The sequence below is a fragment of the Staphylococcus sp. HMSC069E10 genome (assembly GCF_001809205.1).
Taxonomy (GTDB): domain Bacteria; phylum Bacillota; class Bacilli; order Staphylococcales; family Staphylococcaceae; genus Staphylococcus; species Staphylococcus hominis.
This window is the reverse complement of sequence record NZ_KV796472.1, coordinates 1-21,591: the sequence shown is the minus strand read 5'-3', so window position 1 is coordinate 21,591 and position 21,591 is coordinate 1. Positions and strand designations below refer to the sequence as shown.

The following is a 21,591-nucleotide window of genomic DNA, read 5'->3' as shown; positions in this document are numbered from 1 at the left end:
TTCAAATATGTTAATATGTATCTATATCATCATAACATGAATGGAGAATTTAAATGACTAACTATCCACAGTTAAATAAAGAAATACAAGATAATGAAATTAAAGTAATTATACATACAAATAAAGGAGATATGACATTTAAGCTGTTTCCTGAGATTGCTCCAAAAACAGTTGAAAATTTTGTGACACATGCAAAAAATGGATATTATGACGGCATTACATTCCATCGTGTCATTAATGATTTTATGATTCAAGGTGGAGACCCTACTGCTACTGGTATGGGGGGAGAAAGTATTTATGGAGGTTCATTTGAGGATGAGTTTTCATTAGAAGCATTTAATTTATATGGTGCTCTTTCAATGGCAAATGCTGGTCCAAATACAAATGGTTCACAATTCTTTGTTGTTCAAATGAAAGAAGTACCAGATACAATGCTTAATCAGCTTGTTGATGGCGGTTGGCCTGAACCAATTGCTAAAGCTTATGCAGAAAAAGGTGGAACACCTTGGTTAGATCAAAAACATACTGTGTTTGGTCAATTAATTGACGGTGAAACTACATTAGAAGATATTGCAAATACTAAAGTAGGGGCACAAGATAAGCCTGTACATGATGTGGTTATTGAATCTATTGATGTAGAAGATAAAAAAGCTTAATTCATCAAAGAAATATCATTAAATAAAAAAAGGTGAGCGTAAACTGTTTTAAATAAGACATTTACGCTCATCTTTTTATATTAAAAACGAACTTTTTAATGTAAATTTATGAAGAAGAAATATAAATTTCTAAAGAAATTAATTTTTTATTAGTTTATCGTTAGTCCAAGTATGGGATTTATGCTATTATTAATATGTTAAGAAAAACGAAATAAGGGGTTATCAAGTTGAATACTCACTATAAAGAAGGTCAGCATATTAAAGTGCGTGTGACTGGAATTCAACCGTATGGCGCTTTTGTTGAGACCCCTGACCATACTGAAGGACTTATCCATATTTCAGAGATTATGGATGATTATGTCCATAATCTAAAAAAATTTCTATCAGAAGGTCAAATTGTAAAAGCTAAAATCCTTTCTATAGACGATGAAGGAAAGCTTAATTTGTCACTTAAAGATAATGATTACTTTAAGAATTATGAACGAAAAAAAGAAAAACAGTCTGTATTAGATGAAATTAAAGAGACAGAAAAGTATGGGTTTCAAACGCTTGAAGAACGCCTACCGGTCTGGATTAAGCAGTCTAAACGTGCAATTCGTAATAATAATTGAATGACTGTCAACACGCTAAAACGTTACTTTTTTAAGTAACGTTTTTTATTATGTCAATATATTGCTAAATTTAAAAAGATGGTTAATGCATATAAGCATAAAAGTAGAGACATAAAAATGTTCATGTTATAGTTTGAAAATAATAAAACTAAAAGATTTAGAAAGGAATTACTTATGAATAATAAATATAAAAAATTATTTGAAACTGTTACATTACCCAACGGTGTATCATTAAGAAATCGCTTTGTACTTGCCCCTTTAACACATACATCATCAAATGATGATGGTACCATTTCAGATGTTGAAATTTCTTACATTGAGAAACGTGCCAAAGATGTAGGTCTTGCAATTAATGCTGCGAGTAATGTAAATGATATTGGTAAAGCCTTCCCAGGCCAACCATCTGTCGCACACGATTCAGATATCGAAGGTTTAAAACGCTTAGCGACAGCAATGAAGAAAAATGACGCAAAAGCATTAGTCCAAATTCATCATGGTGGTGCACAAGCTTTACCTGAATTGACTCCTAATGGAGATGTTGTGGCACCAAGTCCCGTTTCAATGAAAAGTTTTGGTCAACAACAGGAACATCATGCAAGAGAAATCACTACTGAAGAAATCGAACAAACAATTAAAGATTTCGGTGAAGCTACACGTCGCGCCATTGAAGCTGGATTTGACGGCGTAGAAATACATGGAGCGAACCATTACTTAATTCATCAATTCTTCTCTCCATACTATAATCGTCGTGAAGATGAATGGGGAGACCATTTAAAATTCCCACTTGCAGTGATTGATGAAGTATTAAAAGTTAAAGAAACTTATGCAAATAAAGATTTTATTGTAGGTTATAGATTATCACCAGAAGAAGCAGAATCACCTGGTATTTCGATGGAACACACAGAAAAATTAATTAAAACAATTACAAAAAAAGCGATGGATTATGTTCATATTTCAATTATGGATATTCATTCACAAACACGTGAGGGTAAATATGAAGGAGAAGAACGTCTAAAACTTATCCATCAATGGGTAGATGGACGTATGCCAGTCATTGGTATAGGTTCTGTATTTACTGCTGATGATGCTTTAGATGCAGTAGAATCGACAGGCATTGAACTCGTAGCATTAGGTCGTGGAATTCTTCTAGATTATAACTTTATCCATAAAATTGAAGAGGGTAAAGAAGAGGAAATTATCTCATACTTTGATCCAAATCGTGAAGATAAACATGCGTTACCACCAAATTTATGGGAACAATTTAATAAAGGATTTTATCCGTTACCTCGTAAAGATAAATAATTAATAAAATATGAAATAGTATGGTAGTGAGACAGAACTCATAATGAATTTTGTCCACTACCTTTTTTTATTAAGAAAAAAAGGTTTATATTAAAATTTTAGCTAATAGAAATAATTTACTTGTAAAATGATAAGAGGATATGTCATTATATTTGTAAGGGCTTTCATAAATGGATTTAGAGAGACTTTAATGTTTTAAAATAGAATTGCGAAAGCCAGTAAATATAGTGATTAGTTTTAATATAACAATAAGCAAAGGGGAGATATTATGACTAAATCTGAAAAAATTATTGAACTAACAAACCATTACGGTGCTCATAACTATGTGCCGCTACCAATTGTTGTTTCAAAAGCAGAGGGGATTTGGGTTACTGATCCAGAAGGTAATAAATATATAGATATGTTATCAGCATATTCAGCAGTTAACCAAGGTCATCGTCATCCAAAAATTATTCAAGCATTAAAACATCAAGCAGATAAAGTGACACTTGTCTCTCGTGCTTTTCATAGTGATAACTTAGGGGAATGGTACGAAAAAATTTGTAAATTAGCTGGTAAAGATAAAGCACTACCAATGAATACAGGTGCTGAAGCAGTTGAAACAGCCTTAAAAGCTGCACGTCGTTGGGCCTATGACGTTAAAGGTATTGAACCAAATCAAGCTGAGATTATTGCATTTAATGGGAACTTCCATGGTCGTACAATGGCCCCTGTGTCTTTATCATCTGAATCTGAATATCAACGTGGATATGGTCCTTTATTAGATGGTTTTCGTAAAGTTGACTTTGGCAATGAAACACAATTAAAAGAAGCAATTAATAAAAACACAGCAGCTGTTTTAGTTGAACCTATTCAAGGCGAAGCAGGCATTAATATTCCTCCAGAAGGTTATTTGAAAACCATTAGAGATTTATGTAATGAACATAATATTTTGTTTATCGCCGATGAAATTCAAGCTGGATTAGGACGATCTGGAAAATTATTTGCATGTGATTGGGATAATGTTAAACCGGATGTATATATTTTGGGTAAAGCGCTTGGTGGAGGCGTCTTACCAATTTCAGTTGTATTAGCAGATAACGAGGTGCTTGATGTATTTACACCTGGTTCTCATGGTTCTACTTTTGGTGGCAATCCGCTTGCTTGTGCAGTGTCAATTGCGGCTTTAGATGTCATTATCGATGAAAATTTACCAGAACATTCAAATGAACTAGGTGAATATTTTAAATCAGAATTACAAAAGATTAATCACCCTGCAATTAAAGAAGTTCGTGGACGCGGGTTATTCATTGGTGTGGAATTACACGACAGTGCAAGACCATTTTGTGAAGCATTGAAAGAAAAAGGTTTATTATGTAAAGAAACCCATGATACAGTAATTCGTTTTGCACCACCTTTGGTTATTACTAAAGAAGAATTAGATGAAGCATTAAATCGAATTAGAAGTGTATTTAAGTAAATAGATATGACGTAATATGGCATGATTTAATTTCTTTAAAAAGTATAGGCGTGTTACAATACTTATGAAAGCGAAAACATTTGTGAAAAAAAAGAGGCGAAAGTGATTATGACTGAGAATAATAATTTAGTGACTTCTACACAAAGCATCATTAAAGAAGCATTGCATAAATTGGGATTTGATGATGGTATGTATGATTTAATTAAAGAACCATTAAGATTCTTGCAAGTACGTATTCCAGTACGTATGGACGATGGTACAGTTAAAACATTTACTGGGTATCGTGCACAACATAATGACGCTGTAGGTCCTACTAAAGGTGGCGTTCGTTTCCATCCTGATGTAGATGAAGAAGAAGTCAAAGCTTTATCGATGTGGATGACTTTAAAATGTGGCATTGTCAACTTACCTTATGGTGGAGGTAAAGGTGGTATTGTATGTGATCCACGTCAAATGAGTATTCATGAAGTAGAACGTTTATCACGAGGATATGTACGTGCAATTTCTCAATTTGTAGGACCAACTAAAGATATTCCTGCTCCAGATGTGTTTACAAATTCTCAAATTATGGCTTGGATGATGGATGAATATAGTGCTTTAGATAAGTTTAATTCTCCAGGTTTTATTACTGGTAAGCCAATTGTCTTAGGTGGCTCACAAGGACGTGATCGTTCTACTGCTCTTGGCGTAGTGATTGCTATTGAACAAGCTGCTAAGCGTAGAGGAAAAGAAATTAAAGGGTCACGTATTGTGATTCAAGGCTTTGGGAACGCTGGAAGTTTCTTAGCTAAATTTTTAAATGATATGGGTGCTAAAGTAGTTGGTATTTCAGACGCGTATGGTGCATTACATGATCCTAATGGCTTAGATATCGATTACTTACTAGATCGTCGTGATAGCTTTGGTACTGTAACTAACTTATTTGAAGATACAATTTCAAATAAAGAATTATTCGAACTTGATTGTGATATTTTAGTACCGGCTGCAATTTCAAATCAAATCACAGAAGATAATGCACACGATATTAAAGCTGACATTGTTGTAGAAGCGGCAAATGGACCAACCACTCCAGAAGCTACACGTATTTTAACTGAACGTGATATTTTACTTGTACCCGATGTATTAGCAAGTGCAGGTGGCGTGACAGTATCTTATTTTGAATGGGTACAAAACAACCAAGGTTATTACTGGTCAGAAGATGAAGTCAATGAAAAATTACGGGAAAAATTAATCGAGGCTTTTGACACTATTTATGAATTAGCTCAGAATAGAAAAATTGATATGAGATTGGCAGCTTATATTGTAGGAATTAAACGTACCGCTGAAGCAGCACGCTATCGTGGATGGGCGTAAATATAACTATTAAAAATGAAACTCCCAATGATGAGAAATATATACTCGTCATTGGGAGGTTTTTTTATAGAGTGATTTAATTAATAAAATTACTCGTTTGGGATAGTAGCTTTATATTTATCAGCAAAATTTGTAAATAGACCGTCAATACCATATTGATTTAAACGTTGCATATCTGTAGTTTTATCTACTGTATAAGGATGAATTAGGAAACCTAAATCTTTTAAATGCTTAGTGTTTTCAGCGTTTAAACTAGTATAATCTGGGCCGACACCTATGGCATATGAGAGAATATGTTGTAAATCTGCTTCACTTTGTTGTTGCAATTCATTTTTATCAAGTAATCGAATCAATGGTACTCGTGAATCTAATTGATGCATTTTTTGTAAACTTTCTTCTGAGAAAGACTGAATTAATATATGTCCATGATTTAAAGAGTTACCAGTTAACATGTGATGTTTTTTTAATGTTTCAAGTAGTTGTTCTTCCATACCTGGATATACATTAGGATTTTTAGTTTCAATATAATAATTAGCCTTTGTACCGTATCGAGATAAAATTTCATCTAGAGTAGGGACTTTAGCATTTTTATATTCTGGTTTCGCATATTCAGGGTGAGCATTGTTAAACCATGACCCAGCATCTAGTTGTTTAAGTTGTGCGAGTGTATAGTCTTCGACACGACCTGTACCGTTTGTTGTACGATCAACGGTTTCGTCATGCATTGCTACAAGTTGTCCATCTTTCGTACGTTGTAAGTCTAATTCAATATACGACGCCCCTAACTCATTATGACTTTTATCATATGCATGAAACGTATGTTCCGGCGCATAGCCACTTGCACCTCTATGAGCGATAGTCGTAAAACGTTCGCCAGTTAAGTTGGTCATCCAATTCGAATGATCTTGATTACGATGTTTACTAATCGCTACTGACGTATATTTATTTTGTGATTGATTAAACTGTTGATGTTCTGCAGCGGAATTAGAAGTAGTGCTATAGTTGTTATGATTATTATTTGCTTCTACTGGATTATGTAATGTTACTAAACCGATAGTGGCTATTGCTAAACTAGATATCATTGCTTTTTTAGAAACCTTCAAAAAATTCATCCTCTCAGTTCAATTTAAAAATACATTAAAACTTTAGCAAAGAGAAGAAATTTTTAGAATAATTTTTTCAAAATTTTAGCAAAACTATTAATTTATTAACAATAAATATAGAGAAAGTTAAAATAATTAAATTAAATTTAACTAAAAAATGAGTCTTGCCAATTTACTTTATATTTATATGTAATTTTACATTGAAATACTTAAAAAAATAAGGCACTTTCGTATAATTTAATAAACATCACTAAACTAAATTAACGAAGTGCCTTATGTATAAAGATTCTAACATGACTTAACTTACTCTACGAAAGGAAACTTCAGTACTTATTCTTACAAGTGATGTGATCTTCACAAAATCAAAAACTTTCTTATAAAACGATTAAGCGATTTAGAGTTAATCCTCAAGTAGATGCTTTATTAGAATCTTTATTTATTCGATTCATAGTCATTTAATAATAGTATTCATTATTGTTTTAAAATATTTTCTGCAACGTTTAATTGATGACGCACAGCATCTTGGCCTGTAGAACCATAACTTTTTCTTCTATTTAAACAATTTTCTGATTTTAAGTAATCATATACATCTTCTTCGATTTTATCATTTAATTCTTGATAATGTTCAAATGGTACATCTAATAAATAGATGCCTTGTTGAATACATTCAAAGACAATTTTTCCTACAATTTCATGTGCTGTTCTAAACGGTACATTCTTATCTACTAAATAATCTGCAAGTTCTGTTGCATTAGAGAAATCTTGATGCACTGTTTCATTTAAACGATTTGTATTAACTGTTAACGTATTAAGCATGCCTTCAAAAATACGTAATGAACCTTTAATCGTACGAACTGAATCAAATAAACCTTCTTTATCCTCTTGTAAGTCTTTATTATATGCAAGAGGCAATCCTTTCAGTGTGACAAGCATACTCATTAAATGTCCTGTCGTGCGTCCCACTTTACCACGAATGAGTTCAGCCATATCTGGATTTTTCTTTTGAGGCATAATAGATGAACCAGTAGAAAATGCATCGGATAGTGTAATAAATTTCGCTTCATCCGTAGACCAAAAAATAATTTCTTCCGCAAAACGTGATAGGTGAGTCATTGTTAATGATATATTATGCAATGTTTCAATAATGTAATCACGATCACTCACTGCATCAAGACTATTTTCATAAATATATTCAAAACCAAGTAGTTCTTGAGTTTTATGTCTATCGATAGGATGTGTAGTGCCACTCAATGCTGCAGCGCCAAGTGGAGATATATCAATACGTTTTAAACTATCTGCAAAACGTGTATAGTCTCTTTCTAACATCCAAAAATATGTCATGATGTGATGTGCGAAAGAAATAGGTTGAGCACGTTGTAAATGCGTATAACCTGGCATGATCGTGTCTACATGAGATTTTGCTAAAGTTAAAATAGACTCTTGGAATGAACGAATGAGTGCTTGAATCTCAATGACTTGTTTTTTTACATAGAGATGTAAGTCTGTTGCTACTTGATCATTTCTACTACGACCTGTGTGTAATTTGCCACCTGGATCTCCAATGCGTTGTATCAGTTCATGTTCGATATTTAAATGTATATCTTCTAAAGCATGTTTAAATTCAATATTATGGTTATGAAAATCTGCTTGTATATCTTTCAAACCTTTTACAATGGCATTTTTTTCTTCTTCAGAAATAATGTTTTGGTGTGCAAGCATTGTTGCATGTGCAATACTACCTTGAATATCCTCATCTAAAAGCGTTTGGTCAAAGTCAATAGAAGCATTAAACGCATCTACCCACTCTTCAGGTTGTTGTTGAAAACGACCTCCCCATGCTTTATTACTCATTACTATAACCTCCATGTAAATAAGCATTTACTTGTGTTGGTAGTCCATAAATATCGATAAAGCCGACTGCAGCTGATTGATCAAAAGCATCTTCTTTAGTATAAGTTGCTAACTTTTCATCATAAAGTGTATAAGGCGATTTTCTACCATTAACAATAGCATTACCTTTAAATAATTTAACTCTGACATCTCCTTCAACATATTGTTGAGTGCTATCAATGAATTGCTTTAGACTGTCTGTTAAAGGTGAGAACCATAAACCATTATATGTTTGTTCAGCAAATTGTTTTTCAATGACCGGTTTAAAATGCGCTACATCTTTAGTTAATGTTAATGTTTCTAAAGATTTATGAGCTTTTAATATCACTTCAGCACCTGGCGTTTCATATACTTCACGTGATTTTATACCAACTAAACGATTCTCTACGTGATCGATACGTCCGATACCATGTTTACCAGCTAAATCATTTAATGTTAGAATTAGCTGATCTAAATCATAGTCTTTATGGTTAAGTTGAACAGGAACACCATTTTTAAATGATAAGATAATTTCATCTGGTGTATCTGGTGTATCCTCTAATTCAGCAGTTAAATCATATGCATCTTTCGGTGGAGCAGCATAGGGATCTTCTAAAATACCACATTCATTTGCACGACCCCATAAATTTTGATCGATTGAATAAGGTGAATCATGATTAATACTTACAGGAATACCATGTTTGATTGCATAGTCGATTTCTTCTTCACGACTCCAGCCCCACTCTCTAACAGGAGCAAATGTTTTCAAATTAGGGTTAAGTGCTTTAATTGCTACTTCAAAACGTACTTGATCATTACCTTTACCAGTACAACCATGTGCAATACCGATTGACTTTGTTTGTTCAGCAATTTCTACTAATTTCTTCGCTATTAAGGGTCTTGAAAGCGCAGATACTAAAGGATAACTATTTTCATACATTAAATTTCCTTTTATTGCATAACTTACATAATCTTCACTAAATTCCTTAGTTGCATCAATAATATGACATTCGACGGCGCCCATGTCTAATGCTTTAGAATAAACAACATCTAAATCTTTACCTTCGCCAACATCTAAACATACTGCCACTACGTCATACCCTTTATCTATAAGCCATTTAACAGCTACACTAGTATCTAATCCACCTGAATAAGCTAAAACAATTTTATCTTTCATATTGTCACCTCAAAGTTTTCTGAAAATTGATATAATTCTATACTAACAGATTTATTATGAAAATAAAACCATTTTTTTACATATTTATACAAAATAAAGATAATTAGAATATCATTAATCATCTATTGTTATTTCTATATTTATTGAATATTACTACAACTAAGGAGTTTATTGCTGTTTCGATTGTGTATTCATTACAAGGTAAGGTAATTCAATGATTCTAAAAAAAACAGACTATTTTTTGAATAATTGAACTTGTTCATTGAATAGATAACTTAAAGTTAGTAAAATGAAACTAATTCATAAACATTGGAGGATTTATAAATGACTCATATTCAATTAGATTATGGAAAAACGTTAGAATTTTTTGGTCAACATGAACTTGATCAACAAAAAGATATTGTAAAAACAATTCATAAAACGATTCATGAAGGTACAGGTGCTGGAAGCGACTTTTTAGGTTGGGTAAATTTACCTGAAGATTATGATAAAGAAGAGTTTTCTAGAATTCAAAAAGCAGCAAAACATATTCAATCGAATTCAGATGTATTGGTAGTTATCGGAATTGGCGGTTCATATTTAGGTGCACGTGCTGCAATTGAAATGCTTACTTCATCTTTCCGTAACAGTACAGAATATCCTGAGATTGTATTTGTAGGAAATCACTTATCTTCAAGTTATACACAAGAATTAGTGAATTACTTGTCTGATAAAGACTTTTCAGTAAATGTTATTTCTAAATCAGGAACAACGACTGAGCCTGCTGTAGCATTTAGATTGTTTAAACAATTAGTTGAAGAAAAATATGGTAAAGACGAAGCAAAAAAACGTATTTTTGCTACAACTGATAAAGCAAAAGGTGCATTGAAACAATTAGCAGATAATGAAAGTTATGAAACATTTGTTGTACCTGATGATGTAGGTGGTCGTTATTCAGTATTAACTGCAGTAGGATTATTACCAATTGCAACTGCAGGTATTGATATTGAAGCAATTATGAATGGGGCAAATAAAGCTCGTAAAGAACTATCATCTGAAAATTTAGAAGAGAATATTGCATATCAATATGCAACAATTCGAAATGTTCTTTATAGTAAAGGTTATACAACTGAAATGTTAATTAACTACGAACCATCTATGCAGTACTTTAATGAATGGTGGAAACAGTTATACGGTGAATCTGAAGGTAAAGACTTTAAAGGTATTTATCCTTCAAGCGCAAACTATACTACTGATTTACATTCATTAGGTCAGTACGTTCAAGAAGGACGCCGTTTCTTATTTGAAACTGTTGTAAAAGTAAATCAACCTAAACATGATATTACAATTGAAAAAGATGATGACGATTTAGATGGCTTAAATTATTTAGCTGGAAAAACAATCGATGAAGTTAATACAAAAGCATTTGAAGGTACGTTATTAGCTCATACTGATGGTGGCGTTCCTAATATCGTTGTGAATATCCCACGTTTAGATGAAGAAACATTCGGTTATGTTGTTTACTTCTTTGAATTAGCATGTGCGATGAGTGGCTATCAATTAGGTGTTAATCCATTTAACCAACCTGGTGTAGAAGCTTATAAACAAAATATGTTTGCTTTACTTGGTAAACCAGGTTATGAAGATAAGAAAAAAGAATTAGAAGAACGTTTATAATATCAACATAAATTTAAATAAAATGATAGTTTAAAGCCTAGGACATGATGAGCTGTCTTAGGCGTTTTTTATATATTGGCAGTCAATGACTCAATTGAATATATACTTATATCAATCTTTTTCAACATACTAGACTTTCATAAAAAGAAGTTTTTGTTTAACGTAATATGGGGTCAAGAGAAGGAAACTGAATTCGTTTTGAATTCAGTCTCACTCTCTTTTAAATGATTAATATGACTAATGTTAAATCTGTTATCTAGTACTTGTGACTGATTTCTTATTGAATTAATAGTTTTTTTAAGAAAAGAGTGTAAAATAATTTTATACTCAATAGAGAATGATGAAATTTCAAGAAAGGATTTGATGATATAGTGTTTCATCAAATTGAACATTGGTTTAATGTGTTACAACAATTAGGATACTTTGCAGGTTTTATTATTCTCTATTTAAGAGCTATGATTCCTGTTTTTCCTTTAACTCTATATGTCATCTTAAATGTTCATGCTTATGGTTTTATTACAGGAACCATTATTAGTTGGTTAGGGATCGTCGCTGGGACATTTACTGTATTTTATTTTTTTAGGAAATTCGTTGATGCATCTTTTATGCAAAGAGTTAAAGCAAAAAAAGGTGTGAAAAAACTTACACATTTTATAGATAAACAAGGACTTGTTCCTATTTTTATATTAATGTGTTTTCCATTTACACCTAATACAGTAGTAAACTTTGTAGCTAGTTTTTCTCATATTAAAATGAAGAATTATTTTATTATTTTATTATTTTCAAAGTTTATTTCCATCTCATTTTTAGCAGTGATGGGTAGAGAAGTGACTACATTTTTAACCCATCCTATAAGAGCAATTATTTTAATTATTGTTACTATAGTCATATGGTTTATTGGAAAAAGAGTTGAAAAACATTTTATGGGAACACATGAGGAGTGACATTTTGCGTCGAATTATAAGTACGAGTATCTCCATTATTTTAGCAATTATTTTTGTGATATTTATCCAAAATTTTTTACTAAGAAGTGCAATTGTTCATACTAATGAGATGGCCCCCACTCTAAATAAAAATGATTATATAATGATTAATAAATTGAAAGTGACATTTAATTTATTAAATGAAGGCGATATTATTATGTATCGTCATCATGATCAAATTCATTTTAGCCGTATTATTGGGAAAGCAGGCGAATCGGTAGAAATAAGGCATGGTAAATTATATAAAGATGATAGACAAGTGAATAAATATTATGCTAAAAATAGAGATATTAATGATTTCGCATTACGAGATTTAGAAAATACTGATGGGGATATTATTCCACCTGACTCATTTTTAGTGTTGAATGATAATAGTAATACATTAACTGATTCGAGAAAATATGGATTAATTAAAAAAAGTGATGTTATAGGAAATGTATATCTAAGGTATTATCCTTTTAGATCATTCAACTATGAGTTTAATAAATAGATGAGGTGTTATATTTGAAAAAAGAAATAACAGAATGGATTGTTGCGATAGCTGTAGGCTTATTGCTTGTATGGCTTGTAGTCACTTTTGTTGCCAAATCCTATACAATAAAAGGCGACTCTATGGATCCAACATTAAAAGATGGACAACATGTAATGGTTAACATTTTAGGTTATAAGGTAGGAAACATAAAAAAAGGAAATGTTATTGTTTTCCATGCTAATAAATCTGATGACTATGTTAAAAGAGTGATAGGCGTACCAGGAGATAGTGTGACATATAAAAAAGATCAGCTATATGTTAATGGAAAAAAAGTAAATGAGCCTTACTTAGACTATAATGAAAAACATAAACAAGGAGAGTACATTACAGGATCTTTTGAAACTAAGGATCTTCTTAATGCTCATCCTAAGTCTAACGTTATTCCTAAAAATAAATACTTAGTGCTAGGAGATAATCGTGAAGTTAGTAAAGATAGTAGAGCGTTTGGATTAATAGATAAACAACAAATCGTCGGTAAAGTATCATTTAGATTTTGGCCACTAAATGATTTTAAATTTAATTTTAATCCAGATAAGTAGGATATCAATTTAAAAATGAAAGTAGAATGTCAATTCAGGTGAATTCACATTCTACTTTTATTTTATCTACTTTACTTTTTAAGAACGTATGTTCCGTGGTAAAATGAGTTTAAAGGAGTGTGTAGATAATGGAATTAAATACATATCTTGGAAGAGCTGGTACCGGTAAATCGTATCATATGATTAAAAATATTAAACAACAAATGAAAGAAAATCCTCTTGGAGATCCTATCATTTTGATTGCACCTACCCAAAGTACGTTTCAATTGGAGCAATCTTTCGTAAATGATCGAGAGTTAAACGGGAGTTTAAGAACGGAAGTTTTACATTTTGAACGTTTGAGCTATAGAATCTTTCAAGAACTCGGAGGATTAACTGAAACACGTTTAACTAAAGCAGCTATTGAAATGATGATATTCAATATCGTTCAACAACACAAATCAGAAATGAAATTATATCAATCTCAAGCAGATTATTATGGTTTTAGTGAAAAATTAAGTGAACAAATCCAAGATTTTAAGAAATATTCTGTAACACCTCATCAACTTGATTCATTTTTAGAAGATAATGAATTACAAACAAGAACCCGACATAAACTAGAAGATATTTCGCTTATTTATCATTATTTTGAAGAACGATTAAATGGAGAATTTATTACCGCTGAAGACAGTCTTAATTATTTTATTGAAATAATGCACAAATCTGAGTGGATTAAGCATGCTGATATTTATATAGATGGATTTTATAACTTTTCAACACTTGAATATCAAATTATTAAAGCATTAGTACAAAATGCTAAACAAGTTACTATATTATTAACTACAGATGGTAATGAAGATCACTTTAGTATGTTTAGAAAACCTTCTGACGTACTTATTCACTTAAAAGAAATTGCAAATGAATTACATATACCTTTAAATGAACATTATTTTACAACACCATATCGTTTCAAAAATAAAGATTTATTACAATTAGAACAACAATTTGACGCACTTCAAGTTAATCCAACTCAATCACATGGTTATATTGATTTACTTGAGTCATCGAATATGAGAGAAGAAGTTAATGAAATAGCACGACGTATTATTAAAGATACACGTGATAAACACTTTAGATATCAAGATATTGCAATTTTATATAGAGATGAAACATATGCTTATCTATTTGAATCTATTTTGCCACAATACGATATTCCTTATAATATTGATACTAAAAAATCGATGACACATCATCCTATAATGGAAATGATACGTTCTTTATTAGAAGTTATCCAAAGTAATATGGGGCTTAGTCCAATGATGAGACTATTTAAAACCAATATTTTATCTCATCAATTTAAAAATAGTAGTTACTTAATTGATCTATTAGAAAACTTTGTCATTGAACGAGGTATTTACGGTAAAAAATGGTTAGATGATAAATTGTTTAATATCGGTAATTTTACAAAAATGGGACGTAAAGAGCATCAATTAACTGAAGAAGAAAAAGAAGCATTTGAAGACGTCATACGCTTAAAGGATGATGTTGTAAATAAAATACTTCGTTTTGAGCAAGCCATGCTTCACTCTAAAAATGTTAGAGATTATGCAACTGCATTTTATGAAACAATGGAAGCTTTTGATTTACCTAAATATTTAATGGCTCACCGTGATGAACTAGATTTAAAAGGGGACCATGAGAAAGCAGAAGAAATTGACCAATTATGGAATGGATTAATACAAATACTAGATGATTTAGTCACAGTATTTGAAGAAGAAGAAATGAGTTTAAATCGATTCTTAGAAGTATTTGACATTGGACTTGAACAACTCGAATTTGTAATGATTCCTCAAACATTGGATCAAGTGAGCATAGGGACTATGGATTTAGCAAAAGTTGATAATAAAAAACACGTTTATATGGTTGGGATGAATGATGGAGTGATGCCACAGTCCATGTCATCTTCAAGTTTAATCACTGATGAAGAAAAACGTTTGTTAGAGGAACAGGGAAGTGTTGAATTAAGTCCAACCTCTGATATCTTACAAATGGATGAAGCATTTGTATGCTACATTGCTATGACACGTGCATGTGAACAAATGACTTTTTCATATAGTCTTATGGGGATGCAAGGAGATGAAAAAGAAAAAAGTCCATTTTTAAATCAGATTCAAGCATTGTTCAGTAATTTGGATATCCAAAATATTCATTATCTGCATCATGCATATCCTCTTACATTAATGGAACATCCACATCAAACTAAAATTCATTTATTTGAAGCATTGAAATCGTGGTTGGAAGAAGAAGCGGTAGCAGATACGTGGCTTGATGCTTATAAAGTTATAAGTGAAAATGAAGAATTAAATGACAGTATAAACTATTTATCAACAGCATTAACATATGATAATGAAACCATTCAACTCACACCACAATTGTCAGAAGCATTATATGGAACGTCTATTAATGCTAGTGTTTCACGATTTGAAGGTTATAATGATTGCCCGTTCCAACATTATACTACTTACGGTCTTCGTTTAAATGAACGTACCAAATATCAACTTGAAAGTTTTGATTTAGGTAATATTTTTCATAATGCTTTAAAATATATTTCGGATAAAGTAAACGGAGAATTTAGTCAACTGGATAATCAGAAAATCCATGCACTTACAGAAGAAGCTCTACAACATGTTTTACCACAAGTGCAATTTAATTTAATGGATTCCAATGCATATTATCGTTATGTATCTAAACGTATAGGTGTCATTGTTGAAAGTACTTTAAAGGCACTTCGTTATCAAAATGAGAATACAAAATTTAGACCAAAACGTTTTGAAACTGCTTTTAGAAAGAAACCAAGAACTGAAGAAGAGTTGATTGCACATCCCTTAATGACGACACAAGGGGTTCCGATTCATATTCGTGGACAAATTGATCGTATCGATACTTATACAAAAAATAATACAAGTTTTGTAAATATTATTGATTATAAATCATCTAATCATAGCGCCAATTTAAATTTGAAAAAAGTTTATTATGGTAAACAGATGCAAATGATGACGTATATGGATATCGTATTACAAAATTCAGAGCGACTTGGTTTAAGTTCAGAGGTTAAACCAGGTGGATTGTTATATTTCCACATTCATGATGAACGTTTGAAATTTGAAAAATGGGGCGATTTAACTGAAGAGGCATTAAATAAGAAAAATATTAATCAAGCTATTCTAAAAGAATATAAATTAAAAGGATTAATCAATAGTGATGCTGAAGTTATCGATGCTATGGATATAAGACTTAACGAGATATCTAAATCAGATATTGTACCCGTGACATTAAAAAAAGATGGAGGTATTAGTGCACGGGGAAGCCAAGTTGCTGATGAAACAACGATTCATAAATTTATTCAACACAATAAAAATAATTTTATTGAGACTGCTTCAAATATTATGGATGGTCATACAGAAGTAGCTCCACTTAAATTTGAAGACAAATTACCATGTGAATTTTGTAGTTTCCAGTCAGTATGTCACGTAGATAGCCTTATTGATAGTAAACATTATCGCCATGTAGATGAATCGATTAATCCAATTCAAGCAATTCAAGAGGTCGAATTAGAAAGCGGTGAGGACAATGAATAATATTCCGATAAAACCTAAAGACGCACAATGGACGGATGCACAATGGAACAGTATATATGCAAAAGGACAAGATATACTAGTTGCAGCAGCTGCTGGCTCAGGAAAAACAGCTGTTCTAGTTGAACGTATTATTCAAAAAATCTTAAGAGATGAAGTAGATGTTGATAAATTACTTGTAGTAACATTTACGAACTTAAGTGCTAGAGAGATGAAACATCGTGTAGAACAACGTATTCAACAAGCTTCATTAGAGGATCCTAAGAATGAACACTTAAAAAGTCAACGTATAAAAATACATCAAGCTCAAATTTCTACACTGCATAGTTTTTGTTTAAAGGTGATTCAACAACATTATGATGTTATCCAACTAGACCCTAATTTTAGAACGATTAGTGAAGTAGAAAACGTACTTTTATTGGAGCAATCAATTGATGAAGTACTAGAACATCATTATGAAAATCCTGATATTGAATTTTTGACTTTAGTCGAACAACTATCAAATGATAGAAATGACGATGGATTTAGAGAAATGTTAAAGCGATTTTATTATTTTAGTATAGCTAATCCTTCACCATTTAAATGGTTAGATTCATTAGTTGATCCTTACGAGAATGATGAGAAGCAACAAGACTACCTTAAAGAATTAAAAATACTTGCAGAAATATATATGAAAGCAGCATTTGACTCACTTCTTGAAGCAGAAAATCTTTTATCCTATTGTAATGCTGTTGAAAAACATTTAGAAGTTGTCCAAAGAGAGAAAATGATATGTCAAAGCATATTAGAAGATGGTGTTTTGAATAGAGATGCACTTCTTAATCATACACCTGAAAAATTTCCACAAATGTCATCAAAAATAAAAAAAGAAAATGAAGATTTAGAGACACTTGAAGATATTAAATCTTTCTATAAAGAATATAATGAAACCATTCAAGATGTAAAAAATAAATATTTAATGCGGTCAGTAGATGAACTTAAAGACGATATGAAACAGTTAGCGCCTCGGATAAAATATTTAGTTCAAATCATTAAAGATATCATTAATGATTTTGCTAAGAAAAAACGTAGTAGAAATGTACTAGACTTTGCAGATTATGAACATTTTGCCTTACAAATATTAACAGATGAAAACGGGATGCCTTCTACTATCGCTAAAGATTATCGTCATCAATTTGAAGAAATACTTATTGATGAATATCAAGATACCAATCAGGTACAAGAGGCAATTATATCTACTATCAAACGTGGTGATGAATTAGATGGCAACTTATTTATGGTGGGAGACGTAAAGCAATCTATTTATAAGTTTAGACAAGCGGATCCTACATTGTTTATGAGTAAATATCATCGATTCACTAAAGAAGGGCAACAAACGGGACTTCGAATTGACTTATCTAATAACTTCCGCTCAAGAAAGGAAGTACTTTCAACGACTAATTATCTTTTTGATCATATGATGGATGAAGCGGTTGGAGAAATTAATTATGATGTCGATGCGCGTTTATATTTCGGCGCTCATTATTATCCAGAAAAACCAATGCCACTCGAATTACATGCGCTGATTAAATCTGAAAATGAGGACACAGACTTAGATAGACAGGAACAAGAAGCATATTATGTAGTTGAACAAGTAAAGCATATCCTTGATAATAAACTCGTTTACGATGCGAAAAACAATGCCTATCGTAAAGCAACTTATAAAGATATTGTTATTTTAGAACGTGGAATGAGTAATGCTAGACGTTTGCAAAAAGTATTTAAAGATAATAATATTCCGTTCCATGTTAATAGTAAGGAAGGTTATTTTGAACAAACGGAAGTACGACTAGTACTATCGTTTCTTAGAACGATTGATAACCCATTGCAAGATATTTATCTAGTTGGGTTAATGCGCTCTGTTATTTATCAATTTACTGAAGATGAACTTGCTGAAATTCGAGTAGTCAGTTCAAATGATGATTACTTTTATCAATCAATTTTACACTATATAAAATATGATCAAGCTAACACACAATTAGTTGATAAATTACGTCGTTTTATTGAAGATATACATTTATATCAAGATTATGGGCAAACACATCCTGTGTATCAGTTAATTGATAAGTTCTATAATGATCATTATGTCATTCAATATTTTAGCGGACTGATTGGTGGTAAAGGCAGACGTGCTAATCTTTTTGGATTGTTTAATAAAGCAATAGAATTTGAAAACTCTACGTTTAGAGGACTTTATCAATTTATAAGATTTATCGATGAATTGATAGAGCGTAAAAAAGATTTTGGTGAAGAAAATGTGATAGGACCTAATGATAATGTAGTTCGAATGATGACAATTCATAGTAGTAAAGGTTTAGAGTTTCCATATGTTATTTATTCTGGTCTTTCTAAGAATTTTAATAAAGAAGATATTCGGAAACCTTTAGTATTAAATCAAAAATATGGTTTAGGAATGGAGTACTATGATTTAACAGATAATATTTCTTATCCATCACTTTCATCTGTAGTTGTTAAATCGTTAACAGAAAAAGAATTGATTTCTGAAGAGATGCGTTTAATGTATGTGGCATTAACTCGTGCAAAAGAACAGCTCATTCTAATTGGAACGGTAGATAAAGAAGAAAAGTTAAGAAAGTATGAACGTTTGCCTATTTCAAATCAACTCATTGCACTTCATAAAAGATTATCAGTAGAACGACCTTTTAATCTGGTATATAGTATTTTAGCGAAACACTTATCTCAATCTATCACATCCGATTATCAATTTGAGACATCTATCAATCAATTAGATGACAGTTTGAAACCATATGTAGATTTGAAAATCATTCATTTTGATGAATTATCTTTAATAAGTGATTCAAATGAGACATTACATCGAACTATCAATGATATTGAAGAAGAGGCTCCGAATAATAAAGAAAACGAACAACAAATGATTCATCAATTAACGTTTAAGTATCCATTTATAAAAAATACTCAAAAGCCATCAAAACAATCTGTATCTGAATTAAAACGTCAATTAGAAACTAAAGAAGATGGAACAAGTTACGATAGAGTAAGACAATATCGCATTGGTGCTTATACTTATGAACGTCCTAAATTCTTAAGACAAGAAAGAAAACGTAAAGCTAATGAAATTGGTACATTGATGCATACCGTTATGCAGCATCTTCCATTTAGAGAACAACGATTAACTGAAATAGAGTTAGATGACTATATTCATATGTTAATTGATCAACACATTATTGAAGAAGACGCTAAAAAAGATATCCAATTTGAAAGAATTATGGAATTTATTCGTAGTGACTTATATATGAAAATTGCACAAGCTGATGAAGTATACAGAGAGCTACCATTTGTAGTTAATCAAGCACGTGTAGATGAAATACCAGATTTAGATGAAGATGTCTCCATTATCCAAGGTATGATTGATTTGATTTTTATTAAAGATAATCAATATTATTTTGTAGATTACAAAACAGATGCTTTTAATCGAAGAAGAGGGCTGACGGATCAAGAGATTGGAATACAATTACGTGATAAGTATAAAATTCAAATGAAATATTACAAAAACACCTTAGAAACAATACTAAATAAAAGAGTGAACGGCTATTTATATTTCTTCCAATTCGGTGAGATGAGCATTGAAGATGCTTTATAATATCAATCTTATTTTATTTTAGAAAAGATGCGTCAAATTTCTAAAATTTCAGACATATATATTTGTTATTTATTAATAATTAAAGTTATAATATGAAATAAGATATAGATGAGGAGTTGATAATGAATGAAATTTTTATCATTCAAATACAATAACGCTGAATCATATGGCGTTAAAGTAAAGCGTGAAGACGCTGTATGGGATTTAAAACAAATTTTTGCTGAATTTGGTGAAGGAGACTTCCATCCACAAACGCTACTTGAAGGTTTACAACAAAACCAAACACTTGATTTCCAAGAACAAGTACGTAAAGCAATAGTAGCTGTTGAAAATAGTGGAAAAGCAGATCAGTATAAATTCTCATTTAATGATATTGAATTTTTACCTCCTGTAACACCACCGAATAATGTTATTGCTTTTGGTCGTAACTATAAAGATCATGCCTCTGAGTTAAATCATGAAGTGCAACGTTTATATGTGTTCACTAAAGCAGCTTCTTCTTTAACTGGTGATAACGCAACAATTCCAAATCATAAAGATATTACAGATCAGTTAGATTACGAAGGTGAATTAGGAATTGTGATCGGTAAATATGGCGAAAAGATTCCTAAAGGCTTAGCATTAGATTATGTCTATGGCTATACTATCATTAATGATATTACAGACCGCACTGCTCAAAATACACAAGATCAAGCATTCTTATCTAAAAGTTTAACAGGTGGTTGCCCAATGGGACCATATATTGTTACTAAAGATGAATTACCTACTCCAGAAAATGTTAATATTGTCACTAAAGTGAATAATGAAATTCGCCAAGATGGAAACACTAGTCAAATGATTAATAAAATTGATGACTTAATTCAAGAAATTTCTAAATATGTTGCTTTACATCCTGGTGATATCATTGCAACCGGTACTCCAGCGGGTGTAGGAGCTGGATTACAACCACCAAAATTCTTACAACCAGGTGATGAAGTTAAAGTAACTATTGATAACATTGGTACTTTGACAACTTATATTGCCAAATAATAATGCTAGTTATGTTTAAAAGAGGCTGGGACATAATTCCTAACAAA

General features: G+C 31.3%; 14 protein-coding genes and 1 pseudogene. 12 read left to right on the top strand and 3 right to left on the bottom strand.

The window, feature by feature from the left end; translation table 11 throughout:
* Positions 1–53: 53 nt before the first annotated feature.
* The 5 genes from HMPREF2561_RS02155 to HMPREF2561_RS02135 all read left to right on the top strand — a co-directional run bounded on the left by HMPREF2561_RS02155 (position 54) and on the right by HMPREF2561_RS02135 (position 5,381).
* Positions 54–656, top strand: a complete 603-nt coding sequence (locus tag HMPREF2561_RS02155) for a peptidylprolyl isomerase (protein WP_049419835.1) — start codon at positions 54–56, stop codon at positions 654–656.
* Between the two features lie 227 nt (positions 657–883).
* The gene (ygs, locus tag HMPREF2561_RS02150) at positions 884–1,267 is read left to right on the top strand and encodes a S1 domain-containing post-transcriptional regulator Ygs (protein ID WP_002455545.1); all 384 of its coding nucleotides are present in this window, start codon (positions 884–886) and stop codon (positions 1,265–1,267) included.
* Between the two features lie 174 nt (positions 1,268–1,441).
* Positions 1,442–2,569, top strand: coding sequence for an NADH-dependent flavin oxidoreductase (locus HMPREF2561_RS02145; protein WP_070468286.1), 1,128 nt, complete (start codon positions 1,442–1,444; stop codon positions 2,567–2,569).
* 268 nt (positions 2,570–2,837) lie between these two features.
* Positions 2,838–4,028: an ornithine--oxo-acid transaminase gene (locus HMPREF2561_RS02140; RefSeq protein ID WP_049419837.1), complete on the top strand. Its 1,191-nt coding sequence runs from the start codon at positions 2,838–2,840 to the stop codon at positions 4,026–4,028.
* Between the two features lie 108 nt (positions 4,029–4,136).
* Positions 4,137–5,381: a Glu/Leu/Phe/Val family dehydrogenase gene (locus tag HMPREF2561_RS02135; RefSeq protein ID WP_002448212.1), complete on the top strand. Its 1,245-nt coding sequence runs from the start codon at positions 4,137–4,139 to the stop codon at positions 5,379–5,381.
* A gap of 89 nt (positions 5,382–5,470) precedes the next feature.
* Here the strand turns inward: HMPREF2561_RS02135 and HMPREF2561_RS02130 are convergent.
* The 3 genes and pseudogenes from HMPREF2561_RS02130 to HMPREF2561_RS02120 all read right to left on the bottom strand — a co-directional run.
* Positions 5,471–6,274, bottom strand: a pseudogene (locus HMPREF2561_RS02130) (glycerophosphodiester phosphodiesterase); the annotation flags it as partial.
* A gap of 681 nt (positions 6,275–6,955) precedes the next feature.
* Complete coding sequence (gene argH, locus HMPREF2561_RS02125) at positions 6,956–8,335, bottom strand: argininosuccinate lyase (RefSeq protein ID WP_070468284.1); 1,380 nt, start codon at positions 8,333–8,335, stop codon at positions 6,956–6,958.
* On the bottom strand, positions 8,328–9,530 hold the full coding sequence (locus HMPREF2561_RS02120; RefSeq protein ID WP_049419840.1) for an argininosuccinate synthase: 1,203 nt from the start codon (positions 9,528–9,530) through the stop codon (positions 8,328–8,330). Before HMPREF2561_RS02120 ends, argH begins: the two co-directional genes overlap by 8 nt.
* A 324-nt stretch (positions 9,531–9,854) precedes the next feature.
* On the opposite strand from HMPREF2561_RS02120, the gene HMPREF2561_RS02115 reads away from it, so the two are divergent.
* From HMPREF2561_RS02115 to HMPREF2561_RS02085, 7 genes are all read left to right on the top strand, one after another.
* Entirely contained in the window at positions 9,855–11,186 is a 1,332-nt protein-coding gene (locus tag HMPREF2561_RS02115) for a glucose-6-phosphate isomerase (protein ID WP_017175842.1), read from the top strand.
* A gap of 368 nt (positions 11,187–11,554) precedes the next feature.
* On the top strand, positions 11,555–12,130 hold the full coding sequence (locus HMPREF2561_RS02110; RefSeq protein ID WP_025987168.1) for a TVP38/TMEM64 family protein: 576 nt from the start codon (positions 11,555–11,557) through the stop codon (positions 12,128–12,130).
* Positions 12,131–12,134: 4 nt separating this feature from the next.
* A complete protein-coding gene (gene lepB, locus HMPREF2561_RS02105; protein ID WP_049382051.1) occupies positions 12,135–12,659 on the top strand; it encodes a signal peptidase I in 525 nt (174 codons plus the stop codon).
* A 14-nt stretch (positions 12,660–12,673) separates the two neighbouring features.
* Entirely contained in the window at positions 12,674–13,240 is a 567-nt protein-coding gene (lepB, locus tag HMPREF2561_RS02100; RefSeq protein WP_017175839.1) for a signal peptidase I, read from the top strand.
* A 128-nt stretch (positions 13,241–13,368) separates the two neighbouring features.
* Positions 13,369–16,857, top strand: a complete 3,489-nt coding sequence (addB, locus tag HMPREF2561_RS02095; RefSeq protein ID WP_049415331.1) for a helicase-exonuclease AddAB subunit AddB — start codon at positions 13,369–13,371, stop codon at positions 16,855–16,857.
* The gene (gene addA, locus HMPREF2561_RS02090) at positions 16,850–20,515 is read left to right on the top strand and encodes a helicase-exonuclease AddAB subunit AddA (protein ID WP_017175837.1); all 3,666 of its coding nucleotides are present in this window, start codon (positions 16,850–16,852) and stop codon (positions 20,513–20,515) included. Before addB ends, addA begins: the two co-directional genes overlap by 8 nt.
* Before the next feature lie 126 nt (positions 20,516–20,641).
* The gene (locus HMPREF2561_RS02085) at positions 20,642–21,544 is read left to right on the top strand and encodes a fumarylacetoacetate hydrolase family protein (protein WP_049379475.1); all 903 of its coding nucleotides are present in this window, start codon (positions 20,642–20,644) and stop codon (positions 21,542–21,544) included.
* Positions 21,545–21,591 lie beyond the last annotated feature (47 nt).